Annotated in this window: 18 protein-coding genes and 5 pseudogenes; 12 read left to right on the top strand and 11 right to left on the bottom strand. The window is 41.8% G+C overall.

The window, feature by feature from the left end:
* Positions 1-132 precede the first annotated feature (132 nt).
* Positions 133-270, bottom strand: a complete 138-nt coding sequence (locus AC1DCD_RS09120) for a hypothetical protein (protein WP_464641222.1) — start codon at positions 268-270, stop codon at positions 133-135.
* A gap of 218 nt (positions 271-488) precedes the next feature.
* Complete coding sequence (locus AC1DCD_RS09115; protein WP_353586126.1) at positions 489-755, bottom strand: hypothetical protein; 267 nt, start codon at positions 753-755, stop codon at positions 489-491.
* A gap of 159 nt (positions 756-914) precedes the next feature.
* Between AC1DCD_RS09115 and AC1DCD_RS09110 the strand changes: the two are divergent.
* The 4 genes and pseudogenes from AC1DCD_RS09110 to AC1DCD_RS09095 form a co-directional block, all read left to right on the top strand.
* Positions 915-1,001, top strand: a pseudogene (locus tag AC1DCD_RS09110) (transposase); the annotation flags it as partial.
* 2 nt (positions 1,002-1,003) lie between these two features.
* Positions 1,004-1,627: pseudogene (locus AC1DCD_RS09105) on the top strand (transposase); the annotation flags it as partial.
* Between the two features lie 106 nt (positions 1,628-1,733).
* Positions 1,734-1,850: pseudogene (locus AC1DCD_RS09100) on the top strand (tyrosine-type recombinase/integrase); the annotation flags it as partial.
* Entirely contained in the window at positions 1,847-2,269 is a 423-nt protein-coding gene (locus AC1DCD_RS09095; protein ID WP_036866097.1) for a hypothetical protein, read from the top strand. The pseudogene AC1DCD_RS09100 and the gene AC1DCD_RS09095, both read left to right, overlap by 4 nt.
* Before the next feature lie 181 nt (positions 2,270-2,450).
* Here the strand turns inward: AC1DCD_RS09095 and AC1DCD_RS09090 are convergent, their stop codons facing one another.
* The 7 genes and pseudogenes from AC1DCD_RS09090 to AC1DCD_RS09060 all read right to left on the bottom strand — a co-directional run.
* The gene (locus AC1DCD_RS09090; RefSeq protein WP_464641220.1) at positions 2,451-2,930 is read right to left on the bottom strand and encodes an HlyD family secretion protein; all 480 of its coding nucleotides are present in this window, start codon (positions 2,928-2,930) and stop codon (positions 2,451-2,453) included.
* A gap of 17 nt (positions 2,931-2,947) precedes the next feature.
* Positions 2,948-5,146 (bottom strand): peptidase domain-containing ABC transporter, encoded by a 2,199-nt coding sequence (locus AC1DCD_RS09085; protein ID WP_464641218.1) that lies wholly within the window; start codon positions 5,144-5,146, stop codon positions 2,948-2,950.
* 14 nt (positions 5,147-5,160) lie between these two features.
* Positions 5,161-7,422, bottom strand: coding sequence for an outer membrane beta-barrel family protein (locus AC1DCD_RS09080; protein ID WP_464641216.1), 2,262 nt, complete (start codon positions 7,420-7,422; stop codon positions 5,161-5,163).
* Positions 7,419-8,735, bottom strand: a complete 1,317-nt coding sequence (locus tag AC1DCD_RS09075; protein WP_464641214.1) for a radical SAM protein — start codon at positions 8,733-8,735, stop codon at positions 7,419-7,421. Before AC1DCD_RS09075 ends, AC1DCD_RS09080 begins: the two co-directional genes overlap by 4 nt.
* A gap of 68 nt (positions 8,736-8,803) precedes the next feature.
* Complete coding sequence (locus tag AC1DCD_RS09070) at positions 8,804-9,016, bottom strand: hypothetical protein (RefSeq protein WP_036857015.1); 213 nt, start codon at positions 9,014-9,016, stop codon at positions 8,804-8,806.
* A 4-nt stretch (positions 9,017-9,020) separates the two neighbouring features.
* Positions 9,021-9,236 (bottom strand): hypothetical protein, encoded by a 216-nt coding sequence (locus AC1DCD_RS09065; RefSeq protein ID WP_008449078.1) that lies wholly within the window; start codon positions 9,234-9,236, stop codon positions 9,021-9,023.
* Between the two features lie 184 nt (positions 9,237-9,420).
* Positions 9,421-9,609, bottom strand: a pseudogene (locus AC1DCD_RS09060) (hypothetical protein); the annotation flags it as partial.
* 356 nt (positions 9,610-9,965) lie between these two features.
* Between AC1DCD_RS09060 and tnpA the strand changes: the two are divergent.
* The 7 genes from tnpA (at position 9,966) to AC1DCD_RS09025 (ending at position 17,748) form a co-directional block, all read left to right on the top strand.
* The gene (gene tnpA, locus AC1DCD_RS09055; RefSeq protein ID WP_353586121.1) at positions 9,966-10,901 is read left to right on the top strand and encodes a transposon Tn4555 protein TnpA; all 936 of its coding nucleotides are present in this window, start codon (positions 9,966-9,968) and stop codon (positions 10,899-10,901) included.
* Positions 10,902-11,042: 141 nt separating this feature from the next.
* Positions 11,043-12,161 (top strand): tyrosine-type recombinase/integrase, encoded by a 1,119-nt coding sequence (locus AC1DCD_RS09050; protein WP_464641211.1) that lies wholly within the window; start codon positions 11,043-11,045, stop codon positions 12,159-12,161.
* A 247-nt stretch (positions 12,162-12,408) separates the two neighbouring features.
* Positions 12,409-13,266: a transposon Tn4555 protein TnpC gene (gene tnpC / locus AC1DCD_RS09045; protein WP_004339687.1), complete on the top strand. Its 858-nt coding sequence runs from the start codon at positions 12,409-12,411 to the stop codon at positions 13,264-13,266.
* A 199-nt stretch (positions 13,267-13,465) separates the two neighbouring features.
* Positions 13,466-13,840 carry an excisionase family DNA-binding protein gene (locus AC1DCD_RS09040; RefSeq protein ID WP_004338328.1) on the top strand — a complete coding sequence of 125 codons (375 nt, stop codon included), beginning with the start codon at positions 13,466-13,468 and terminating at the stop codon, positions 13,838-13,840.
* A gap of 5 nt (positions 13,841-13,845) precedes the next feature.
* On the top strand, positions 13,846-14,943 hold the full coding sequence (locus AC1DCD_RS09035) for an AAA family ATPase (protein ID WP_004348225.1): 1,098 nt from the start codon (positions 13,846-13,848) through the stop codon (positions 14,941-14,943).
* A 3-nt stretch (positions 14,944-14,946) separates the two neighbouring features.
* Positions 14,947-16,062 carry a DUF6371 domain-containing protein gene (locus AC1DCD_RS09030; protein WP_004292742.1) on the top strand — a complete coding sequence of 372 codons (1,116 nt, stop codon included), beginning with the start codon at positions 14,947-14,949 and terminating at the stop codon, positions 16,060-16,062.
* A gap of 282 nt (positions 16,063-16,344) precedes the next feature.
* Positions 16,345-17,748: a hypothetical protein gene (locus tag AC1DCD_RS09025; protein ID WP_004292734.1), complete on the top strand. Its 1,404-nt coding sequence runs from the start codon at positions 16,345-16,347 to the stop codon at positions 17,746-17,748.
* Between the two features lie 92 nt (positions 17,749-17,840).
* On the opposite strand, the gene AC1DCD_RS09020 is transcribed toward AC1DCD_RS09025, so the two are convergent.
* Positions 17,841-18,806: a CfxA family broad-spectrum class A beta-lactamase gene (locus tag AC1DCD_RS09020; RefSeq protein WP_004339683.1), complete on the bottom strand. Its 966-nt coding sequence runs from the start codon at positions 18,804-18,806 to the stop codon at positions 17,841-17,843.
* 254 nt (positions 18,807-19,060) lie between these two features.
* On the opposite strand from AC1DCD_RS09020, the gene AC1DCD_RS09015 reads away from it, so the two are divergent.
* Complete coding sequence (locus AC1DCD_RS09015; RefSeq protein WP_004356044.1) at positions 19,061-19,282, top strand: Abi family protein; 222 nt, start codon at positions 19,061-19,063, stop codon at positions 19,280-19,282.
* 383 nt (positions 19,283-19,665) lie between these two features.
* Here AC1DCD_RS09015 and AC1DCD_RS09010 read toward each other — a convergent pair.
* Positions 19,666-19,979, bottom strand: a pseudogene (locus AC1DCD_RS09010) (hypothetical protein); the annotation flags it as partial.

The raw sequence follows: 19,979 nt of genomic DNA, 5'->3' as shown, positions 1-19,979 counted from the left end.
TTTGGCTTTCCCATTGCATATAAAACGGAAAAATACAATAAATATTTTATGTAAACTAATTTTGCTCACTTACTTACTATCAAAGAACTCTTTGGCTGGCAGAGGAAAGCTGCGTAGCAATTATCTCAAATTTTAACGAACTATTGTGATAATCATTGCGCCGAGAATTATGCGTGCCGGCTTGTTCCCTGCACCTTTCTTCTGATTGCCCAACCTTGAGTTGTATTCCTTCTCAAGTTCTGTCCATGGAAGAAGGTCACCGAGAGCCACCCATCGGTTTGTCTTGTCCAACTCATCAAGGGATGAGCGGAGCAAACCGAGGTCAAGTTGCTTGTATTTTGGAGCGTAAAACTTCATCTTGCTATGGATTTAACTATATAAAGGTACGATTTTCTAGTTAAACAAACGAAGAAATAAAGTTATATAAACTTAAATATCAGAGAGTTATAAATTATTCAGTAAACGCTAAATATGTCTTTAAGATTACATCATTTCCATTTTAAAACCCATGCTTGAATTCTCTTATAATATTTAACTATCATTGGAAGAAAGAAACCAATAATACCAAGTGTATTAAACGGTTCTTTCCAGTTATGACCAAATATCACATCACTCCATTCTGCTACTGTAAGAAAGATTGCAAATATAAAAATTCCTATCCCTAAAGGCTTTAATGCCAACCTAAATTCTCTTGCCAATATCTTACATATAGTATATATAGTATGAGCTATAACTTGTTTTGTTTTATCTTCCATAATTCATTTTGATTTATTTGTGCAACCCACTTGCATAATTTTATGATGTATCGCATTAATATTGTTAAGGATAATACTATAATTGCAGCCCATTTCATATGATTGTGTAAATCATTATTATAACATGAGTTCGGCGAATTATAAGTGCCTATAAATTTGGTGATCACCGAAAGCAAAGTTACTGAAATATTTTGTATGGGAGATGACTTCTGCAAGTTTTCAACTTCCTCTACGGCAAAGGCTACGACATGTGGCTTGAGAACGCCAAGAGCATCAAGGACGCATCAGGTCTCAGACGATTGAAGTCTGATCGCGCCGACGCCTCGATGATTGCACAATACGCTATGAGAAATCACGACAAAGCCGTTATGTACAAGCCACTTAGCGAGTCACTTGCACAACTACGAGAGCTGTTTCTGTATCGTCAAATGGTGGTACGCCATAGATGCAGCTTTCAGGTGCGTAGAGGCGAGAAGAAGCTCACCATGGAGAAATCGCCTATCAAGACAATGATCTCGCAGAGCGGAAGGCATATCGTGTCAGAACTCAATAAGGAAGTTGAGAAGATAGACAAGCGAATCGCCGAGCTCATTAAGTCGGACGAAGAACTCACCGAGGTGTTCACAATCGTGACCTCGGTGCCTGGCATAGGAACGCAGAACGCTGTCTGTCTGATGGTGTATACAGACAACTTCCGTCGTTTCAACTACGACTCGCGCAAGATTGCCTGCTATTACGGCTTAGCCCCATTCGGAAAAGACTCTGGCACCAGTGTGCATTCTGATCCGCATATACATTATATGGCGAACCGCCAGATAAAGGCCATGCTGACACAAGCTGCACTGGCTGCCGTCAAATTCAATCCCGTTATGGCGAGGTACTATATGCGCCTCGTGGAACGCGGAAAAAAGAAGCAAGTTGCACTGAACAATGTCAAGAACAAACTTGTGCATTTGGTCACTGCAATGGTTAGAAACCGCCAAACATCAGGAGAAGAACAAAGAAAACGATACAATGGAAACGGAAGCTATTACCATAGGGGCAATGGCTATTGCCAACACAGGCAGAAACAAAAGCATGGAGGAAACGGCATGAATACAAAGAACAAACCACAGATAGAAGTAAAATTCCATCAATGCAAAGAGCGCAGTTATTATGAATGGGGCTGTAATATGCAAGTCGTTCGCAAAGAAAATGGAGAAATTGCCATGACGGAGGGCGAAATTGCGAGGTTCTTCGGTGTAACGTGGAGGAAGCTCAATAATAGACTTCAAGAGATAATCCGCAATCCCAACCTGCACCCTGATGAAAGGAGTGCAGGTGAGAGGGTAATAGTCAGAGATAAGGAGTTGACAGGTTATGCACCGCTTTACCCGCTCCCAATTATCATTGCCCTGTCTTTCCACTTGGATAGCACAGAAGCCCACTTCTTCAGAAAGTATATCATCCATGAGTTACAGCGACCGTCCGCAACCATAACATCGATATTCCTTTTTGGAGAAACGCAGCATTAAATTATATCTATCCTTTTTCTTTCACCGATACTATCCTACTACATAACTACAAAAGGAGTAAAGCGATGAAAGAAAAAGGATTAGCTTGTAGTAGTGTATATAATTGGCTTATACTACTTCGTAACTACGTTTTACCTTTTCCTTTCATCGCCTTATCCTACTTACGTGATTTAAGAGAGAACTATATTATGTTTGTTATTCGCCTGATAATCATTTGTAGTACGCTTTCATTGCTGACAAGTATGGTTGCTGTACCTGTCATTCCGCCTATGAGTTGATACTTGCAATCCGTTATCTTTACTTGCGCCGTGAACACACTGTCTTCTGCCAAATGGTGGGGAGTATGTGATGTGGCTACTATTGTGCCACCAGCTACTCCGTAGGTTTCTGCATCATAACCATCAAACTCAATGTTAGTTGTCATTCCGTTTTCTATCGTATTGACATACCTGTAAGGAATGATTAGTGTGCCTTGATGGGTATTTGTCATCTGTACCTTTGCACTGATGGTTTCTGGATAGGGGATAAAGTATGCACCTGTCAGCAGTCCCAATATCACAATGGTAATAATCGTGATACCATAACGAACAATCCTTGATGGTATCTCGCCAATAATATGCCTTACCTTCTCGCTGCGAAGTTCTATTTTGTCGTCTGCCATAATATTCCTTTCTGCTGTTAGTTGCCCAATTCCAATTGATTCTTTACAAGGTTGTAGTATGCGCCACGTTTCTGTGTAAGTTCCTCGTGGTTGCCTATCTCTACCACCTTACCTTTATCTAACACCACTATCTGGTCGGCATTCTTTACAGTGCTTAGACGATGTGCCACGATAACCACTGTCTTGCCCTTGTAAAACTCATCAAGATGCTCCACAATCATACGTTCATTGTTGGCGTCGAGCGAGTTGGTGGCTTCATCAAGGAAGATATAGTCAGGATTCTTATACACTGCTCTGGCTATCAGGATACGTTGCTTCTGTCCTTGGCTCAAGCCCACACCATCACGCCCAATCTTGGTATTATACTTTAACGGTAGCCCCATTACATAATCATTGATGCAAGCTATCTCGGCAGCTTTCTGCAATCGCTCCTTATCAATTTCCCCATCATCTACGGCAATGTTGCGAGCTATCGACTCGGAGAAGATAACACCGTCCTGCATAACCACGCCACACTGTCTGCGCCACCATTTCTTGTTGAGTGTATTCACATCACTTCCGCCAATAGTTATTTGACCTCCCAATACGGGATAATAGCCCAACATCAGTTTAATAAGGGTTGTCTTTCCGCTGCCCGAAGCACCCACAATGGCAGTTACCTTACCTTTGGGGATAGTGAGGCTTACATCGTCAATGATCGTTTTCAATGCGTGTGGGTCGTATTTAAAGTTTATGTTTTCCATGTCTATACCCTTAGTTTCGTCAGTTACTGAAGTTTCTAATCCTTGCTTTCCGTTCTCATCGTTCATACGATGTATTTCGTTTATACGTTCAAGACTAATCCTCACGTCTTGCACAGAATAGAAGAAACTCATCAACTGCTCGACAGGTGAGTTGAGTTGCCCAATGATATACTGCACGGCAAGCATCATACCCAGTGTGAGCTGTCCGTGAATGACGGCTGTGGCTGCCACTACCGTGATGACAATGTTCTTTAGTTCGTTGATGAAGATGCTGCCCGCCTCCTGCGTTTGTTGGAGCTTTAGCGATTTCATCTGTACGTTGAATAAATCTGCCTGCACGTCCTCCCATTCCCAGCGTCTGCGCTGTTCACAGTCTTGCAGTTTTATTTCCTGCATGGAGGTGATAAACTCGTAGGTTTTATTGTTGTTGATGGCTTGTTGCTCAAAGAGTTCGTAGTCAAGTACTTTTCTGCGCCTGAGGAAGAGCGCAAGCCAACCGCCATAAATCAGACTGCCGAGCATAAAGATTGTAAAGACAAGCCAATTATAGGATAGCAGCACAATGCTGAACACGCTAAAGGTGAAGAGCGAGAACACGATGCTGAGCGTTTGCTGTGTCAGAAACGAGTTTACACGGTTGTGGTCGCCCATACGCTGCATAAGGTCGCCCATTAGTTTAGTATCGAAGAACGACATTGGCAGCTTCAAAAGTTTGATGAAAAAGTCGCTTACCAACGAAATGTTTATGCGCAGCGAAATATGCAACAGCAGCCAACGACGGATAAAGTCGATGGCAGTACGGCTAACCGTAAGCATCAGTTGTCCTAAGAGTATCAGCCATATAAAACCGATATTCTGGTTTTTGATGCCCACATCCACGATAGACTGGGTGAGGAAAGGCAGAATAAGCTGTAACAAACTGCCTACGAGCAAACCTAAGACAATCTGTCCGAAGTACTTGCGATATTTCTTGATATAGCCAAAGAGGAACTTAAACGAGCGTTCCTCCGTTGGCTGTTCGTCTATCTGTTTTTCATAAAAGGCAGGGGTGGGTTCTAAGAACATTGCAATCCCCTTTTCCTCACCGTCCGATTGTGTACTAATCCAATGCTTTTTAAACTCCTCAAAGTTATATTTTACAAGTCCTTTGCCTGGGTCAGCGATGTAGAAGGTCTTTCCTTTCTTGACCTTATACAGTACAACAAAATGGTTTTGATTCCAATGGAGAATGCAGGGATTTTCAAGGTTGCAGATGATATTAACAGAAACCCTTCCACTTATAGTTTCTAATCCCAACTGCGAAGCAACTTTGTCAATAGCAAGTAGCGAAACACCTTCTGTAGTTGCAAAGCATTGTTCTGATAGATAGTTCATACTTTTATCCTTTTTAAAGTAAGAACATATCATTGCTAAGCATGCTACGCCACACTGCATAGAGTCATGTTGTAAAACGAAAGGGAAGTTTTTTCTCATTTTTATTTTTATAATCACAACCTGTCTATAATATCCTTAGATGCAGATCTCTTTGTTTTATCTAATTTTAATTTTCCAAAGTTGTAACTTAGCTTAACCATTAAATATTGAGTATCGAAGTTGCTATCCATCGTAGTGCGAATATTATTATACTCCATATCCCATGTATTACTTTTGTCTGTATGGAAAATATCATTTGCAACAACAAGCAGTGTTAGTTTTTCCTTCCATAGCTGTTGCATATAGGTAAGATTTAATGTCCAAGAGCTACGATGGTTAGTCAACATTCCAGAATATGCACTAGCAAAAGAGCCTTCGAGAGCTAAAAGCGAAGTCTTACTTACAGGATATTGAGCCGACAAAGTCACATCGTAATAAGGCTTGTTCCATGTGCGCTCCTCACCTAAAAAGGTAGCCTTCATAAATGGTTTGGAGAAATAAAAACTAGCATCTCCTTGTATTGATCCTAAGTTATAAGAATAAACAGCTGTAGCAATAATTGCAGATGATTTATCAAAATTAACAGATCGCCATTCAATATTTTTATTACCGATACCATTGTCTTTCCAAAATGGCAACTCTATTATTTTGTCTTTGTCATAATTATAAGCCACAGATGTCATCAAATTGCCAATATTATAAGTTAATTTGATATTGTTAGTGATGCTTGGACGTAGCTGTGGGTTGCCCACTCTATAAGAAATGGCATCGTAATAATCGATAGATGGATTTAAATTGCTATAAGTAGGTCGGCTTATATTCTGCCCTATTGACAAACCTATAGATGACTTTTCTGTTAATTCTCTATTCACTACTAAATTAGGAAATACTTTCCATTCAGTATCATCTACAAACACTCCTTTTTCCTGTGATTCTAGACGTCGTTTGTCAGCTTCTACCCGTAAACCTAGCTGAACGAAAAACTTCTTTATCTGCTTAGAGTATGAGGCAAACGCACCATATAGCATTTCCTGTGTCTTATAATCCTCTTCTTCACTATTGTATGAATAGCCTCCGTTATTCATCATAGCAGAAGTAAAGACTCCAGTACTAAAGTTTCCCCATTTAGCATTAGTACTATACGTTAGTTTGGCACCTGCCACATCATATCTTCCATAACTACTTGTTGTTACCTCTGGGATAGCGTTAGCGAAGCCATTTCCTTCTGATTTATAGTGGGCGTAATCTGCAATAAATCTAAGCGAGCTTGCTTTACTGAATGCGTACTTATAGTTAACACCTATATTGTGAATAGATGATACATCACGCTTATTTTGTATGTAATCCATAGATATTGCATTCATTTTTTGCAACGTAGGCTCAGTAGTATGAGAGTTTCCTATATTACCAGAATATTGAAGTCCCCACGACTGTTTATCAGAAAGTTCCCAATTCATAGCATAAAACCAATTTAGCGTGCGACCGCGTCCGTGGGTATGGCGTTCTTTGGTGCTATATATATTATTTGTGGGTAAAAACACGCTCTCTGTAGTATTATCTATCTGAGTGGTGTGCAGATATGAGAAACCGACAGAAAGTAAATTGCTAAGACGCTTATATTTTTCATTGAGCGTGAAATCAGCAATATTCATATAGTTTCGTGCAAATAGTGAAGCATTAGAGATTTCTGTAGACAGCGTATTTTCTAATGCGTTGGTGGTTGTGATATACACCACACCCTTACACGAGGCACTATATTCTGCGTTAGGATTCGAATTGACCACAATCTTTTTTATTTCAGACGATGGTATTGTTGAGAGTTCTTTGACACCAACAGGCTTACCATTAAGGACAAATGTAGGAGTTCCGCCTTCAAGTAATTGCAAATCTTTTGTTAACCCAGGTATCTTCCCAAGAATGGTAGTAGCCTTTCCCATATATTTCAAATAGGAATTAGAAACATTTACCTCAATTTTGTTCAGTTCCACTTTTACGGTTGGGCGCTTTCCTTTTACTACTATCCCAGCAAGGTCAGTAGAGTTAGGCTTCAACTGTACCATTCCTATATTTCCTTGTACATTATTTAGATAGCAAGGTTCGTAACCAATAAAAGATATTTTTATCATATAGGATACCTCGGGAGCTGATAAGTCAAAACACCCTTGAGCGTTAGCAACTGTTCCTTTTATCAAGGCAGAATCTTTCTGGTTAAGTAATAACACATTAGCACAAGGCAATGGTTGTTGCAACTCATCCACAACTTGTCCCTTGATGTTTTGAGCACAAAGTTGAAACACTGAGAAGCATAGTACTAAGAGTGTGATAATTCTATTCATAGCTTAATATTGTTTAATGTAAATTCTTCTAAAAAAGCTTGCATACCTTGATCATCGTATTGGCATACTTCATAAGGACTGTCAGTTTTCTTTGATTTAATCCTATATAAGTTACAGCCTCCGTCGCAAATAGGTATATACTTACAGTTACTACACTTAGGGTCTGAGAATTTATCACTGCCTAAAACAAACTCTGAGATGATGTCGAAATTTTTCAATCCTTCATCTAAATTTCCTATCGCTCGTCCTTTTATACCTACATCAGCCCAGCATTTATAAATATATCCATTAGGGTCAATAACGTATGCAGCCATATCTGTGCATGTGCAAGAATTACAATCCACTTTTGGAAAGAGGTTTGAAGACGAAATTGCTCCTTCTTTTGCTAGCGAAAGTAAAAAATCACATTTTTCCCTTGTTGATAGTTCAACAGAAGAGTTGTCTATCTTCTCTTTTATGGAATTATTAAGAATAAAGGCGTAATACACATTAACATTCTTGTTTTTCCATCTCTCTGAAAGAATCTTATAGATTTTTGAATATTCATATTTATTGTGGATACCGATATTGGTTCGAACACCAATAGTACAATTTGGCATATATTCTACAGCAATGTCTATATTGTGGATAATCTGATCAAAAGTGCCTTCACCATTTCTTAGTATACGTGTTTTATTATGCGTAACCTTATTACCATCAATTGTTATCTGTAAATAATTAAGTTTTTTAGACTCAAGATATTCACAAATTTCTTGATTTAATAAGTATCCATTTGAAACCATAGAAGAATGGAGCAGTGGAAGTTCGGCGTATTTCTCTACCAAGTCATAAAATTGCTTGATGGTTTTAAATGAAGATAAAGGTTCACCGCCATGCCAGTTTAAAGTAAACCCTTTTTTCTTATCTTTATACATATTGATAAAGTCTATTACCTTCATTTGGGTTTCTACAGACATAGGTTTGGAAGACAATTTATCATCATAACAATATGGGCAAGCAAAATTACAACCCAATGTTGGACATAAGACAATACCTAATTTACTCTCTTCTGCACATGCATAGCGTTTAGTATATGACAGCTTATTAATATAATCTTTATCTTCATATTCTTTGACGAGAACTTTATTCTTTACAAAATACTTATATGTATCTTCGTCAAGAAGTGCTTCCGCCCTATCTGGATGTTTTTCTACTAAGCACAAAGTTTCATAGGATTCTTTATCCAAGTTTATTAAAGAAAGCATCCTTGTATTATGCAAGCAATATCCAATCTTATCAGAGTGGAATAAAAAATTAAACTGTGACCATTTCATACTTTTTTTATTTATGTAGCGAATAGGAGAAAAATCTCCTATTCGCAATAAACATAATAATAGAAAATTTACTGTAGATTACTATCGCTAACACGAATGTTAGCTGTTTCATCTTTAGATGTAGTTTCTGTTGATGTAGTAGATGTATTTGGCTTGGGCTTTAGTCCACCAGTGTGACAACCTTTAATACAGAAACGTAGTTCTGACGACGTTCCACCTTTAATCATTTCTAAGGATTCGTCTAGCTTATCCTTAGGAGCTACAATTTCATTTATTCTCATTTTTTTAAGATTTTATTTCAGAACTTTGTTCTTGAGATGAGTTATCTGTGGTATTGCCTTTTGTTGTTGTGGGTTTTCTTTCTCCTGTAGAGCATCCACTTCCACATAGATGTAACGAATCTAACAAATCCTTCCAAAAGCCACCACCATGTATGTCGCTTAAGCCATCTGTGAGAACATCATTAGGACTAACGAGTTCTCTGAATTTAATTTTACTCATTAATAATAATATTTTTTTGCCATCTTTTAGCTTCCGGCATTGCTTCCTTTGAACAGTGAGGTCTGTTTTATAATCTTGTCGACTTGATTATTTCTGTTGCAAATATATTTGTATCTCCAAATTATATCGTTACACTTTTGTGTAATTCTGAATTTGTTGTCTGAAATATTACACAAAAGTGTAATCATGCTGCCTTGCAAAGTTCACCATATTTGGAAAAGAAGCCATTGATACCTCTTTTACTGGAACATACGGGGACGGTTTCTGATGTCAGGTAATCGATGGATTTTCCGATTTGGCGAGTGCCAAATCCTAAAACCTTCATTACTTTCAGTAGTTTGCTGTCAATCTCTGCAATCATATAGCTGTACTTGTATTTATAACCATAGAACAACCAAAACTAATCAGAAATATCCGAGTGTAAATCTTTAATTACCAGCATATTCTAAAATTTAACACTTTTCGGTTGCCATTTGTCGCTTCCCAAATTTCCACATATTTTTGAGACGTATTTCTGACGTGGAGAATTTGCGGGGCTTGTTTTTTGTCACACCGTGCAGACAGTTGACAAGGGTTTACAACCGTTTACGACAAGCGACAATAACCGCCCCGATATGCGGAAACAGTCACACTGTGTAGAAAAGCGACAATGGTTGACTTCCGTTCACATCCGTTTACCATTTCAGAGATATAGGATTGAAGAAATGAACCATTAAACGATAAAACGGTATGAAAGCAACCAGAAAATGCAGTTTTTGCGGCAAGTCCTTTGTAACCCGAAGCGGTATGCAAAGATATTGCAGTGAGGCTTGTCAGGCAGAAGCCAAACGAGCCAGAGTGATGCAGAAGAACAACCTCTTCAAAGTCGCCCAACCCTTGATGGAGATACAGCATCAGGAGTATCTCACCTTTTCCAAAGCAGCCATCCTCATGGGCTGTTCCCGACAGTACATTTACAAACTTGTAGCCATCGGCAAGCTGAAAGCCTCACGCATCAGCAACCGCATGGCATTCATCCGCAGAGCCGACATCGAGCAGATGTTGGAGGGCAATCCCTATCACCGCATCCTGCCCGGCAACACCTCCACACCAAGGAAATCATCTTCATCTTCCTTACCTGCCAAAAGAGAAAAAAGGGAAAAGGAAAGCGAAGAAGTGTTGGACTTCTATTCGGGCGAGGAGGTGATGTCCCTTTTTAAGGTAAAGCAGTCATGGCTTTACACTTCCGCCAAGCGTAACCATATCCCCATCTGCCGTATCGCAGGAAAGAACTATTACAGCAAGAAGCATATTGACGAGTTTTTCGGTGTGGCAGTTGATATTAGCGAAATTACCGACTGGCTACTGACCGAGGAGGTGGAGGAACTGTTCGGCATGAAGCCGACCGCACTCCGTGCCTACACCTATCGCCATAAGATACCCACTAAAAGAGAGTACGGGCGTATCTATTACTCCAAATCACATTTGAACGAACTCCGCAGAACTGACCTTGTGAACGATGAACGCTACTATACCGTTGAGCAGGTGCAGCAAATCTATGGTCTTTCGTCAGCCAACATCTGCCATATCGTCAAGGTGAAGCACATCGAAAAGATAAAGGTGGGTGTGAAAAACCTGCTTTTGCGCTCAGATGTGGAGCGTGTCATGGCTGAAAGGAACAAATAACCGTGAAAAATCGGGATTATCGAAAATTATTTCAAAATGATGTATCGTGGAGGTATTCACGGATATTTCACGTTGTTCCTTTGCCATCGGAAACATGGATACAACTCCAAAATGTATACAACCAATTAAAACATAATTATTATGAGTAAATGCAAAACAGTTACCTTGCGTAAGCGCAAGATTAAGAACGGGACACAGTATTCACTATGCCTTGACTACTATCCCGGCTACCGTGACAATGTCACCATGAGAGTGATTACACGTGAAGCCTTAGGAATTTACATCTTCGCCAAACCTGCAAACCAGCAGGAACGGGACTTCAACGCACGCATGATGAAGAAAGCGGTCATCCTGCGCAACCAGCGCTACGAAGCCATTTTCAATGAAAACAACGGCTTTTTTGACAAGACCAAGATGAAGGGCGATTTCCTTGCCTATTTCAAAGGACTGGCTGACCGCAAGAATATCAAGTGGCAGCACGTATACAAGCATTTCCAGCGGTTCGTGAACGGCAAATGCACCTTTGAGGAGGTGGATGTGGATTTGTGCCGCAAGTTCATGGAATACCTGCTTGATGCACCCCAATCCATCCACACCAACCAAAAGCTGCACATCAACTCCGCAGCAGGCTATTGGTCAACTTTCCGTGCCGTGCTGCACACCGCTTACCGTGACAGGAAGATAAAGGAGAACCCAAACGGCTTCTTAGACCGCATCGAGTGCATTCCCACCATCAGGGAGCATTTGAGCCAAGAGGAACTGATACGGCTTGCCGAAACACCCTGTGAGGAGGAGGTCTTGAAAAAAGCTTTTCTTTTCGCCTGTCTTACGGGACTGAGAAAGAGCGACATCAGACAGCTCACGTGGCAGCAGATACAACCATACACCAACGGCAGGATGTTCGTTACCACCCGTATGCAGAAAACCAAAGAAATAGTGCATAACCCCATCAGTGATGAAGCCTATGGACTGCTGGGAGAACGGGGCGAGGGACTTATCTTTGAGGATTTCAAGGACAAGATGCTGCAAGGACCACTCCAACGGTGGCTCACGGCAGCAGGGATAACCAAGAAAATCACCTTTCACTGTACCCGCCACAGCTTCGGAAGCCTGCACGTGGAAATGGGAACGGACATGGCTGTCATCCAAGCCTATCTCGGATATAAGAACATTACCACCACACAAATCTATTCCAAGATAGCAGCGCAGCAGATGTGTCAGGTGGTGGACAAGATAACCTTGAAGCGCAAGGAGGCATAAATGTCTCACATTGACAGGTATTCAGAGGGGCGGTTATGGCTACAAGGCTATAATCGCCCCTCTATGTTTTTGGCTTGATGCCACCATTTATAAGCCCCTCAGAGTATGAAACAGAGTATGATATGATGACATTTCGTGAAATACATTGAAAAAGACCGTTCTAACCGCAAATAACGGGCAGTAATTGGGAAAAATAGCATTAACTTTGCACAAAATAATACAGGAACATTCAATCTCTCAACGAAATATGGAATCATCAATCAAGGACAAATACATCATCTTGGGCTTTGTCGGCTTCGCCATCGTCCTAATATCTTCCATTGCCACGCTGGTAATAGCGGACAGCTTCAACCAAGACAACTTTGTCAGGTGGATAGTATTCGTATGCTGTAACCTGTTGGGATGGTTGCTCTATCTCTCCTTTCAGACACTTATCTTTGATACATACGAAATCTACAAAATCAAGTTCGGCAAGAAAGAAACGATTGCCGAAGCCATAGAGGTGCAGGAAGAACTGTCACAAAATACACTTGAAGAAGCCACATCTGTGCCTGGACCTACATCAGTCCCTGAGCCTGTACCCGAATCATCCCCGACAAAAGAAGAGACACTTATCCAAACACAACCGATAGAGCTTACTATCGCCCCGGATCTTCACGAAAAGAACCGTGCCAATTACGCAAGCAGAGAGCAACGGGAAAAGGAAGAGCGCATCCGCATGGTCATGGAGTATTGCCATTATTACCTGCCTCGCATTGCCGACCAAGAAACCGTGAACCACATCTGTACTGAGGTGGACAAATGGATGAATCTTAACACTTATACCCCGAAGCCCATACAAAGACCGTTTACCAAAGACATCAACAACATTCCACTCCGTCACTTCGTATGGAATATCTCTGAGCGTTTCCTGTACAAGAGATACTACAATGGGGATAACCGTGCCAAGTTCATCAAAGCCCTTTTCCCGAAATCGTTTGCTGATACAGACTTATCAACCATCAAGAATTTCAAGGTAGAGCCGTTAAAGACGGAAATTCCCATTGATGAACCCGAAAACGGCAAACTTGATTTCCACTATCCCGAGGATTATGTGCGGAATTAGGATAATCACGACACCAACGACAACCATCCGGTAACTCATAACCGCCTGTTTTACATCGTTTCCCGAGTAATTTTACCCGTCATTTATGGCTGGGCTTAATTATTCGGGAATTATTTTGCAATGACGTGTCGTGGAGATATTCACGGATATATCATTTCAGTCCTTTGCGCCAAGTCTTACAAAAGAGACGAGTACGCGAATGGAAAAATCAATTCTTACCTTCAACGACCTCCCCGAGGTTGTCGCTCAGCTTCGAGACGAAGTGATGAGCCTGAAAAGCCTGCTCGCCGAGCAGCGCAGTGTGAACAATGCCAAAACGGTGGACACCCACGTGCCCATGTCTGTGGACGAGGCAGCAGAGTATTTAGGTATCCCTAAGGGTACGCTCTACATGAAACTGTCAGAAGGGACAATCCCTGCCACCAAGCCCGGCAAACGCTATTGCCTTTACCGTGACGAACTGGACAAGTGGCTGGAAACCGCCCGAAAGAATCCCATACCGTTGTCAGACGAGGAACTGAACAAGTCCTTATCCTCTTCCCACCGTCGCAAGCCCAACCCACGTAACTGGTGAATGATATGGAAGAGGATAAGAACTATATCAACCTGATACGTGGCGACCTCACAAAAGCATCCCAAGCGCATAACGGTATGCCCGACAGTGTAGGCATGATGAATATCAAGACGGCAAACCAAACCATTCTTGAAGCATCGTTATTGCCTACGCCCCGTGCGCTGTGGGACAGCTTTTGGTACGAGGGGGAACTCTCCTGCTTGTTTGCCGATTCCAACGTGGGCAAGTCCATCCTTGCCGTGCAGATAGCCGACCGCATCGCCCGAACCGACAATGTGCTGTATCTGGACTTTGAACTGTCCGAAAAGCAGTTCCAGCTCCGCTATACCAACGAGCATGGAGAGCTCTACACCTTTCCCGACAAACTCTATCGGGTGTCTATTGACTGCAACCAGCTTTTGGATGCCAACTTTGAGGAAGCTATCATAGGCGGCATTGAACAGATGGCTGTGCAGACCGACTGCAAGATTTTCATCATTGACAATCTTACCTACCTGTGTTGCGCCATGGAGAAAGGCGATGCCGCAGGACGGCTGATGATTCAGCTGAACAATCTCAAAAAGAGATATGCGCTCTCTATCCTTGTCCTAGCACATACGCCCAAACGCTCTTTGGATTGTCCCATCACATCCAACGACCTTGCCGGAAGCAAACGGCTCTACAATTTCTTTGACAGCGTGTTCACCATTGGAAAAAGTGCCCAAGACGGAGGGCTTCGCTATGTGAAGCAGCTTAAAGTGCGCTATGGCACGTTCTCTCATGATGCGGATAATGTAATCGTTTACGAGATTGACAAGGTGGATGCTTTCTTGCAGTTCGTGTTCAGGGGCTATTCCACGGAAAAGGAACACTTGAAAAAATTGGGCGACAATGAATCAAGCCAAAGGGATTGCCAAATTCTGCAACTCTCCCAATCGGGCAAGTCCGTCAGGGAGATAGCCTCACAGGTGAATTGTGGCAAGTCCACCGTAAACCGTATCATCCAGCGCAGCAAAGAGAGTAAAAACGCAGGTGTCCCAAGTGTCCCACTGTCCCAACCCTTAGAGTGTGGGACAATGGGACAGGATGGGACAGCCGACAATCAACCATCAAAAACGGACTAAGCTATGGGCAATTATTCATTACAGAAGTATAAAGGAACGGCAACACGGCATACCTGCCCCAAATGCGGAGACAGGCATTCTTTCGTCTATTACGTGGACGAAAATAATGTGCCGTTGCATCCATCGGTCGGCAGATGTAACCACGAAAGCGGTTGTGGGTATCACTACACTCCGAAAGAGTATTTTCAAGAGCATCCTGAACACAGAACTACCAATGATTTCTCTTTTGACAGGCAAAGAGCAGAGCAGAAGAAAGTGAAGCAGCAAAGTAAGCCGACAGCCATCGGCTATATTCCCCCTCACTATGTGGAGAAGTCGCAAAGCGAGCGTAGCAATTTCTTCCGTTTCCTCTTCACACTCCTTACTTCCTACTATGGCGACAAGGCGAAAGAGGTGTTGAAGCGGTTGTTGGAGGAATACCGTTTGGGGGCTACCCGTGACGGCTCTGTTATCTTTTGGCAGATAGACAGGACGGGCAAGGTACGCACGGGAAAGGTGATGCAGTACAATCCCGAAGACGGACACCGTATCAAGGGAGGACAGACATCGGCAGTGAACTGGATACACAGCATATTGAAAAAGCAGCGTGTGTTGGCAGAGGATTGGCAACTATCCCAATGCCTTTTCGGGGAACACTTGTTGAAAACGCATCCCGACAAGGTGGTGGTCTTGGTGGAATCCGAGAAGAGTGCCGTTATCGGTTCTGCTATCTTCCCCGATTATGTATGGCTGGCTACGGGTGGTAAGAGTCAGATGAGAGAAGAGAAACTCCGTGTACTGTCAGGGCGAACCGTGCTTCTCTTTCCCGATGCCGATGCTTATGCCGAGTGGAAACAGCGAGCCGAGAGCATGTACTTTTGTAAGGTGGTGGTTTCGGACATCATCGAAAGGAATGCCACCCCGAAACAAAAAGAAGCCCATATCGACATAGCCGATTGGATTATCTTTCAGATACGGGAGGGCAAGGTGATGAGTACAGCCAACCACTTGGTCGAGGCTGAGAGAATCCTCCAGCGGATGATAGAGAAGAATCCCGTCCTGCAAAAACTGATAGACGATTTAGACCTTGTGCTGGTCGGTGCATCTCCAATCGGCAACGATGATGAAAAACCTCCCTGACGGAGGAGAGCGGAAGCCGTAGGCTGGAGTTTGCAGACAATGGCTTGCCATTGATATAGCCCACTATAACTACACGCTCCGCTTACGTAGTTGTGGGCTCTCCCGAGGGGATTAGGGTTTTACCCTAATGACCCACTCAGGGCGTTTCTCCCCTGAGAACCCAGAGCAAAGAGTGACCCTCTCTTTGCAATCTCCGCTTATGGGTTGCACCCCTAAGAACCCCATGCGTTTACGGACAGCGGAAAAGCAAACAATAAAGTACAAACCAAAAAACAAGTATCTATGGCAACAAAATCAAGCATACATATCAAGCCCTGCAACATCGCATCGAGCGAGGCTCACAACAGGAGGACTGCCGAATACATGCGCCACATCGGAGAGTCCAGAATCTATGTCGTTCCTGAACTATCCACCGATAACGAACAGTGGATAAATCCCGACTTCGGCAGTCCGGATTTGCGGATGCATTATGACAATATCAGACAGATGGTAAAGGAAAAGACCGGACGTGCCATGCAGGAAAAGGAGCGTGAACGCAAAGGCAAGAACGGTAAAATAGTCAAGATTGCGGGATGCTCCCCCATACGTGAAGGAGTGCTGCTTGTCAGGTCGGACACCACACTGGCAGACGTGCGTAAATTCGGTGAGGAGTGTCAAAGACGCTGGGGAATCACACCGCTGCAAATCTTCCTGCACAAGGATGAAGGGCATTGGCTGAACGGTCAGCCGGAAGCGGAAGACAGGGAAAGCTTCAAAGTCGGGGACAGATGGTTCAAGCCGAACTATCATGCCCATATCGTTTTCGACTGGATGAACCACGAAACAGGAAAGAGCCGAAAGCTCAATGACGATGACATGATGCAGATGCAGACCCTTGCATCCGACATCCTGCTGATGGAACGCGGGCAGTCAAAGGCTGTCACTGGTAAGGAGCATCTGGAACGGAACGACTTTATCATTGAGAAGCAGAAAGCTGAACTGCAACGCATGGATGCAGCCAAACGGCACAAAGAAGAACAGATAAATCTTGCCGAGCAGGAACTGAAACAGGTGAAATCAGAAATACGCACTGACAAGTTAAAGAAGACAGCCACCACGGCAGCGACAGCCATAACTAGTGGAGTTGCTTCTCTTTTCGGGAGTGGAAAACTGAAAGAACTGGAACGTGCCAACGAAAAACTGCAAGACGAGGTTTCAAAACGGAACACCAATATTGAAAAATTGCAGAGCCAAGTACAGCAGATGCAGAAACAGCATGATACGCAAATCCACAATCTCAGAGAAATGCACAGGCAGGAACTTGACATGAAAGAAAAAGAACTGTCACGGCTCGCCAGAATCATAGACAAGGCTTTCAGGTGGTTTCCGATGTTCAGGGAAATGCTGCGCATGGAAAAGTTTTGTGCCATGCTGGGATTCTCTAAAGAAATGACTGAAAGTCTTATAGTCAAAAAAGAAGCCCTGAAATGTAGCGGTAAAATCTATTCCGAGCAACACAGGCGGAACTTTGATATAAAGGATGATATTTTAAGGGTGGAAAATGACCCTGACGATGAAAGCAGGCTGAACCTGACAATAAACAGGAAGCCGATTGCCGACTGGTTCAGGGAGCAATGGCACAGGCTTAGATATGGAGCAAGAGTGCCGCAACAGGAAGAAAGAAAAAGTAGAGGATTCAAATTATAATAGAAGCAATTTGATTAGTAATCTAAAAGCACTCCGATAACGATTAGAGTGCTTTTAGATTGTTTATCATTAATTATCAAAGCAAGTGCAGTTTAAGATTTTACTGAAGTTTGCATTAATAAAGAATATACTACAGCTGATATATGCGCAACATATTGTGACGCTTGTGATTCATTTCCCTTGAAATCCTTAACAAATACCGCTAAGGTATAACTGATATTATTAGGCAGACATATATAGGCAACATCATTGTGAGCTGCAAGAACACCATTTTCATTAACATAACCTGAACCTGTCTTATGCGCTATAACAACCCCTTCTTTATCAAGAAGTGGAGCTGCTATCCTATCTACACCTGTTTTGCATTCTTTTAACGTATTCTTAATGAAACTTTGTTTCTCATCATCGATAAGACCTTCAGTAAACAAACGATTCATCAACATTGCAGCACCAAGAGGAGATGTATAGTTAGAGTAAGCCTTGTTATGGTCAGCCGACATTTCCTCTTCCGTATAAGCTATCTGAAAACTTGAACGAGGAATGAGTGTGGCTATAAAACTATCTGTTTGAGCGACATTAACCATATCCTTAAACATAAGGTTGCTTGCATTGTTGTCACTCTGAGTAAGAGTATAACGCAGCAAATCTCTCACTGTCAATGATATGACTGGCCCTGAATAATCTTTCAGCATAGGACTCCAAGTCTTTGGGTCAAGTTTATCCCTATTTATATTTACTAAGGTATCAAGTGAAATTCCTTTATTGTCAAAGTCATTACAAAGAGCTAATGCCTGATGAACCTTAAACACACTCATCATAGGATAAACACTCTTATTATTGACCTTAACCGTATCTCTGTTATTAACAATAACCGCCACACCAATTTCGCCAGGACAAGCTGAGACAATTTGAGAAATGCTATCAGTCAAAACATTTGTTAAAGGAGGATTTGCGCTATCTTTTGTCGCTGATTTATGGAACAATGAAAATACCAAGATGAAAATGCAAACTAAAGCTATACTCAAAACTACGATTTGTTTTTTTCTGTTTTTTTCCATGTTTATATTATTTATATTTGTTTGACGAGAATATCTTTATTTGCCGACAAAGGTACATAACTTTACGGAAAAATATGTTTCTAAAATATATAAATAGACAGCTGTGGGGAAAATGTGGGGAAAAATTAGATAATTAAAAAGGCTAAATGACTGGAAATAATCACTTAGCCTTTTAATCCGTACCCAGACCCGTACTTCGTAATTGCTGCGCCCATCATTCAAGACTGTCAAATCGGGTCTTTCCTGTCAAGCCAATGATGCCTATGCGTATGCCAAACACATGGATTACGGATTTCTCGTTCCGTGAACAAACACTTTATCCGCAACTCTGCTATGTGGTGTATTGGCTTAACTCCATTTCTATGGGCAACACTTTTGTTGCAGATTTCAAGCAGCTTTTATCGAAATACCCATCAGTAAGAACTCGTTTATTAGGCTTTCCTCATAATTGGGAACAAGAGCCTTTGTGGAGATAAAATAATTGCCCTGTTTCTTAAAAAGCACTGGGGCAAACCAGCTCCGTCTTTAATTGTTTCCAATAAATGGATTGTTTCAAGCCCCTATAGAAAGAGAACAAAAATTCCTGTGTGAAAATTAATCTACGACAAGGAGCAAGCAAGGAGCAATATCAAACAAAAATCAATACCTTTGCAGTACATATGAGATAGACCAAAACAAAAGTGGAATATCGGAAACGAATAGCAAGGAAAAGAGAAGAAACGACCCAAGTTGATGTCCTTTTTGAGTTAATAATCAATAAAAGCGTTAAATCTTCACCTTTTAGAATGTGCAATTAAAAATAACAACCATATTTCTGACTTATTATCTATAAAATATTGAGTAATAATCGGTTGTAAATACTATGGTTGTCCTCAACTATCGGCTTTACTGCCAATGCCATTAATCGCTTGAACAATGTCAATGTAGATATTCCCGAATCCTTTGCAACGGCAAAGCGTCCGATATGCCAAAAACTATATTTACTTTCCTGATGAATAGCATTTAGTGGGTTTATCCCATATATTTTTTCGATAGGAAGAATCTTGTGTTTATCCCAATGAAAACTCCTAATGCAGCCAATTATATTCCCAAAGGCATCCCTTGCAATATAGATATGAGATTTGTTATCATACAGATATTCCTCTTCCTCAAACACTGATTTGATGTCTTCAT

The organism is Prevotella sp. C0209C1, from assembly GCF_056583855.1.
This window is presented reverse-complemented; position numbering and strand designations above follow the sequence as displayed.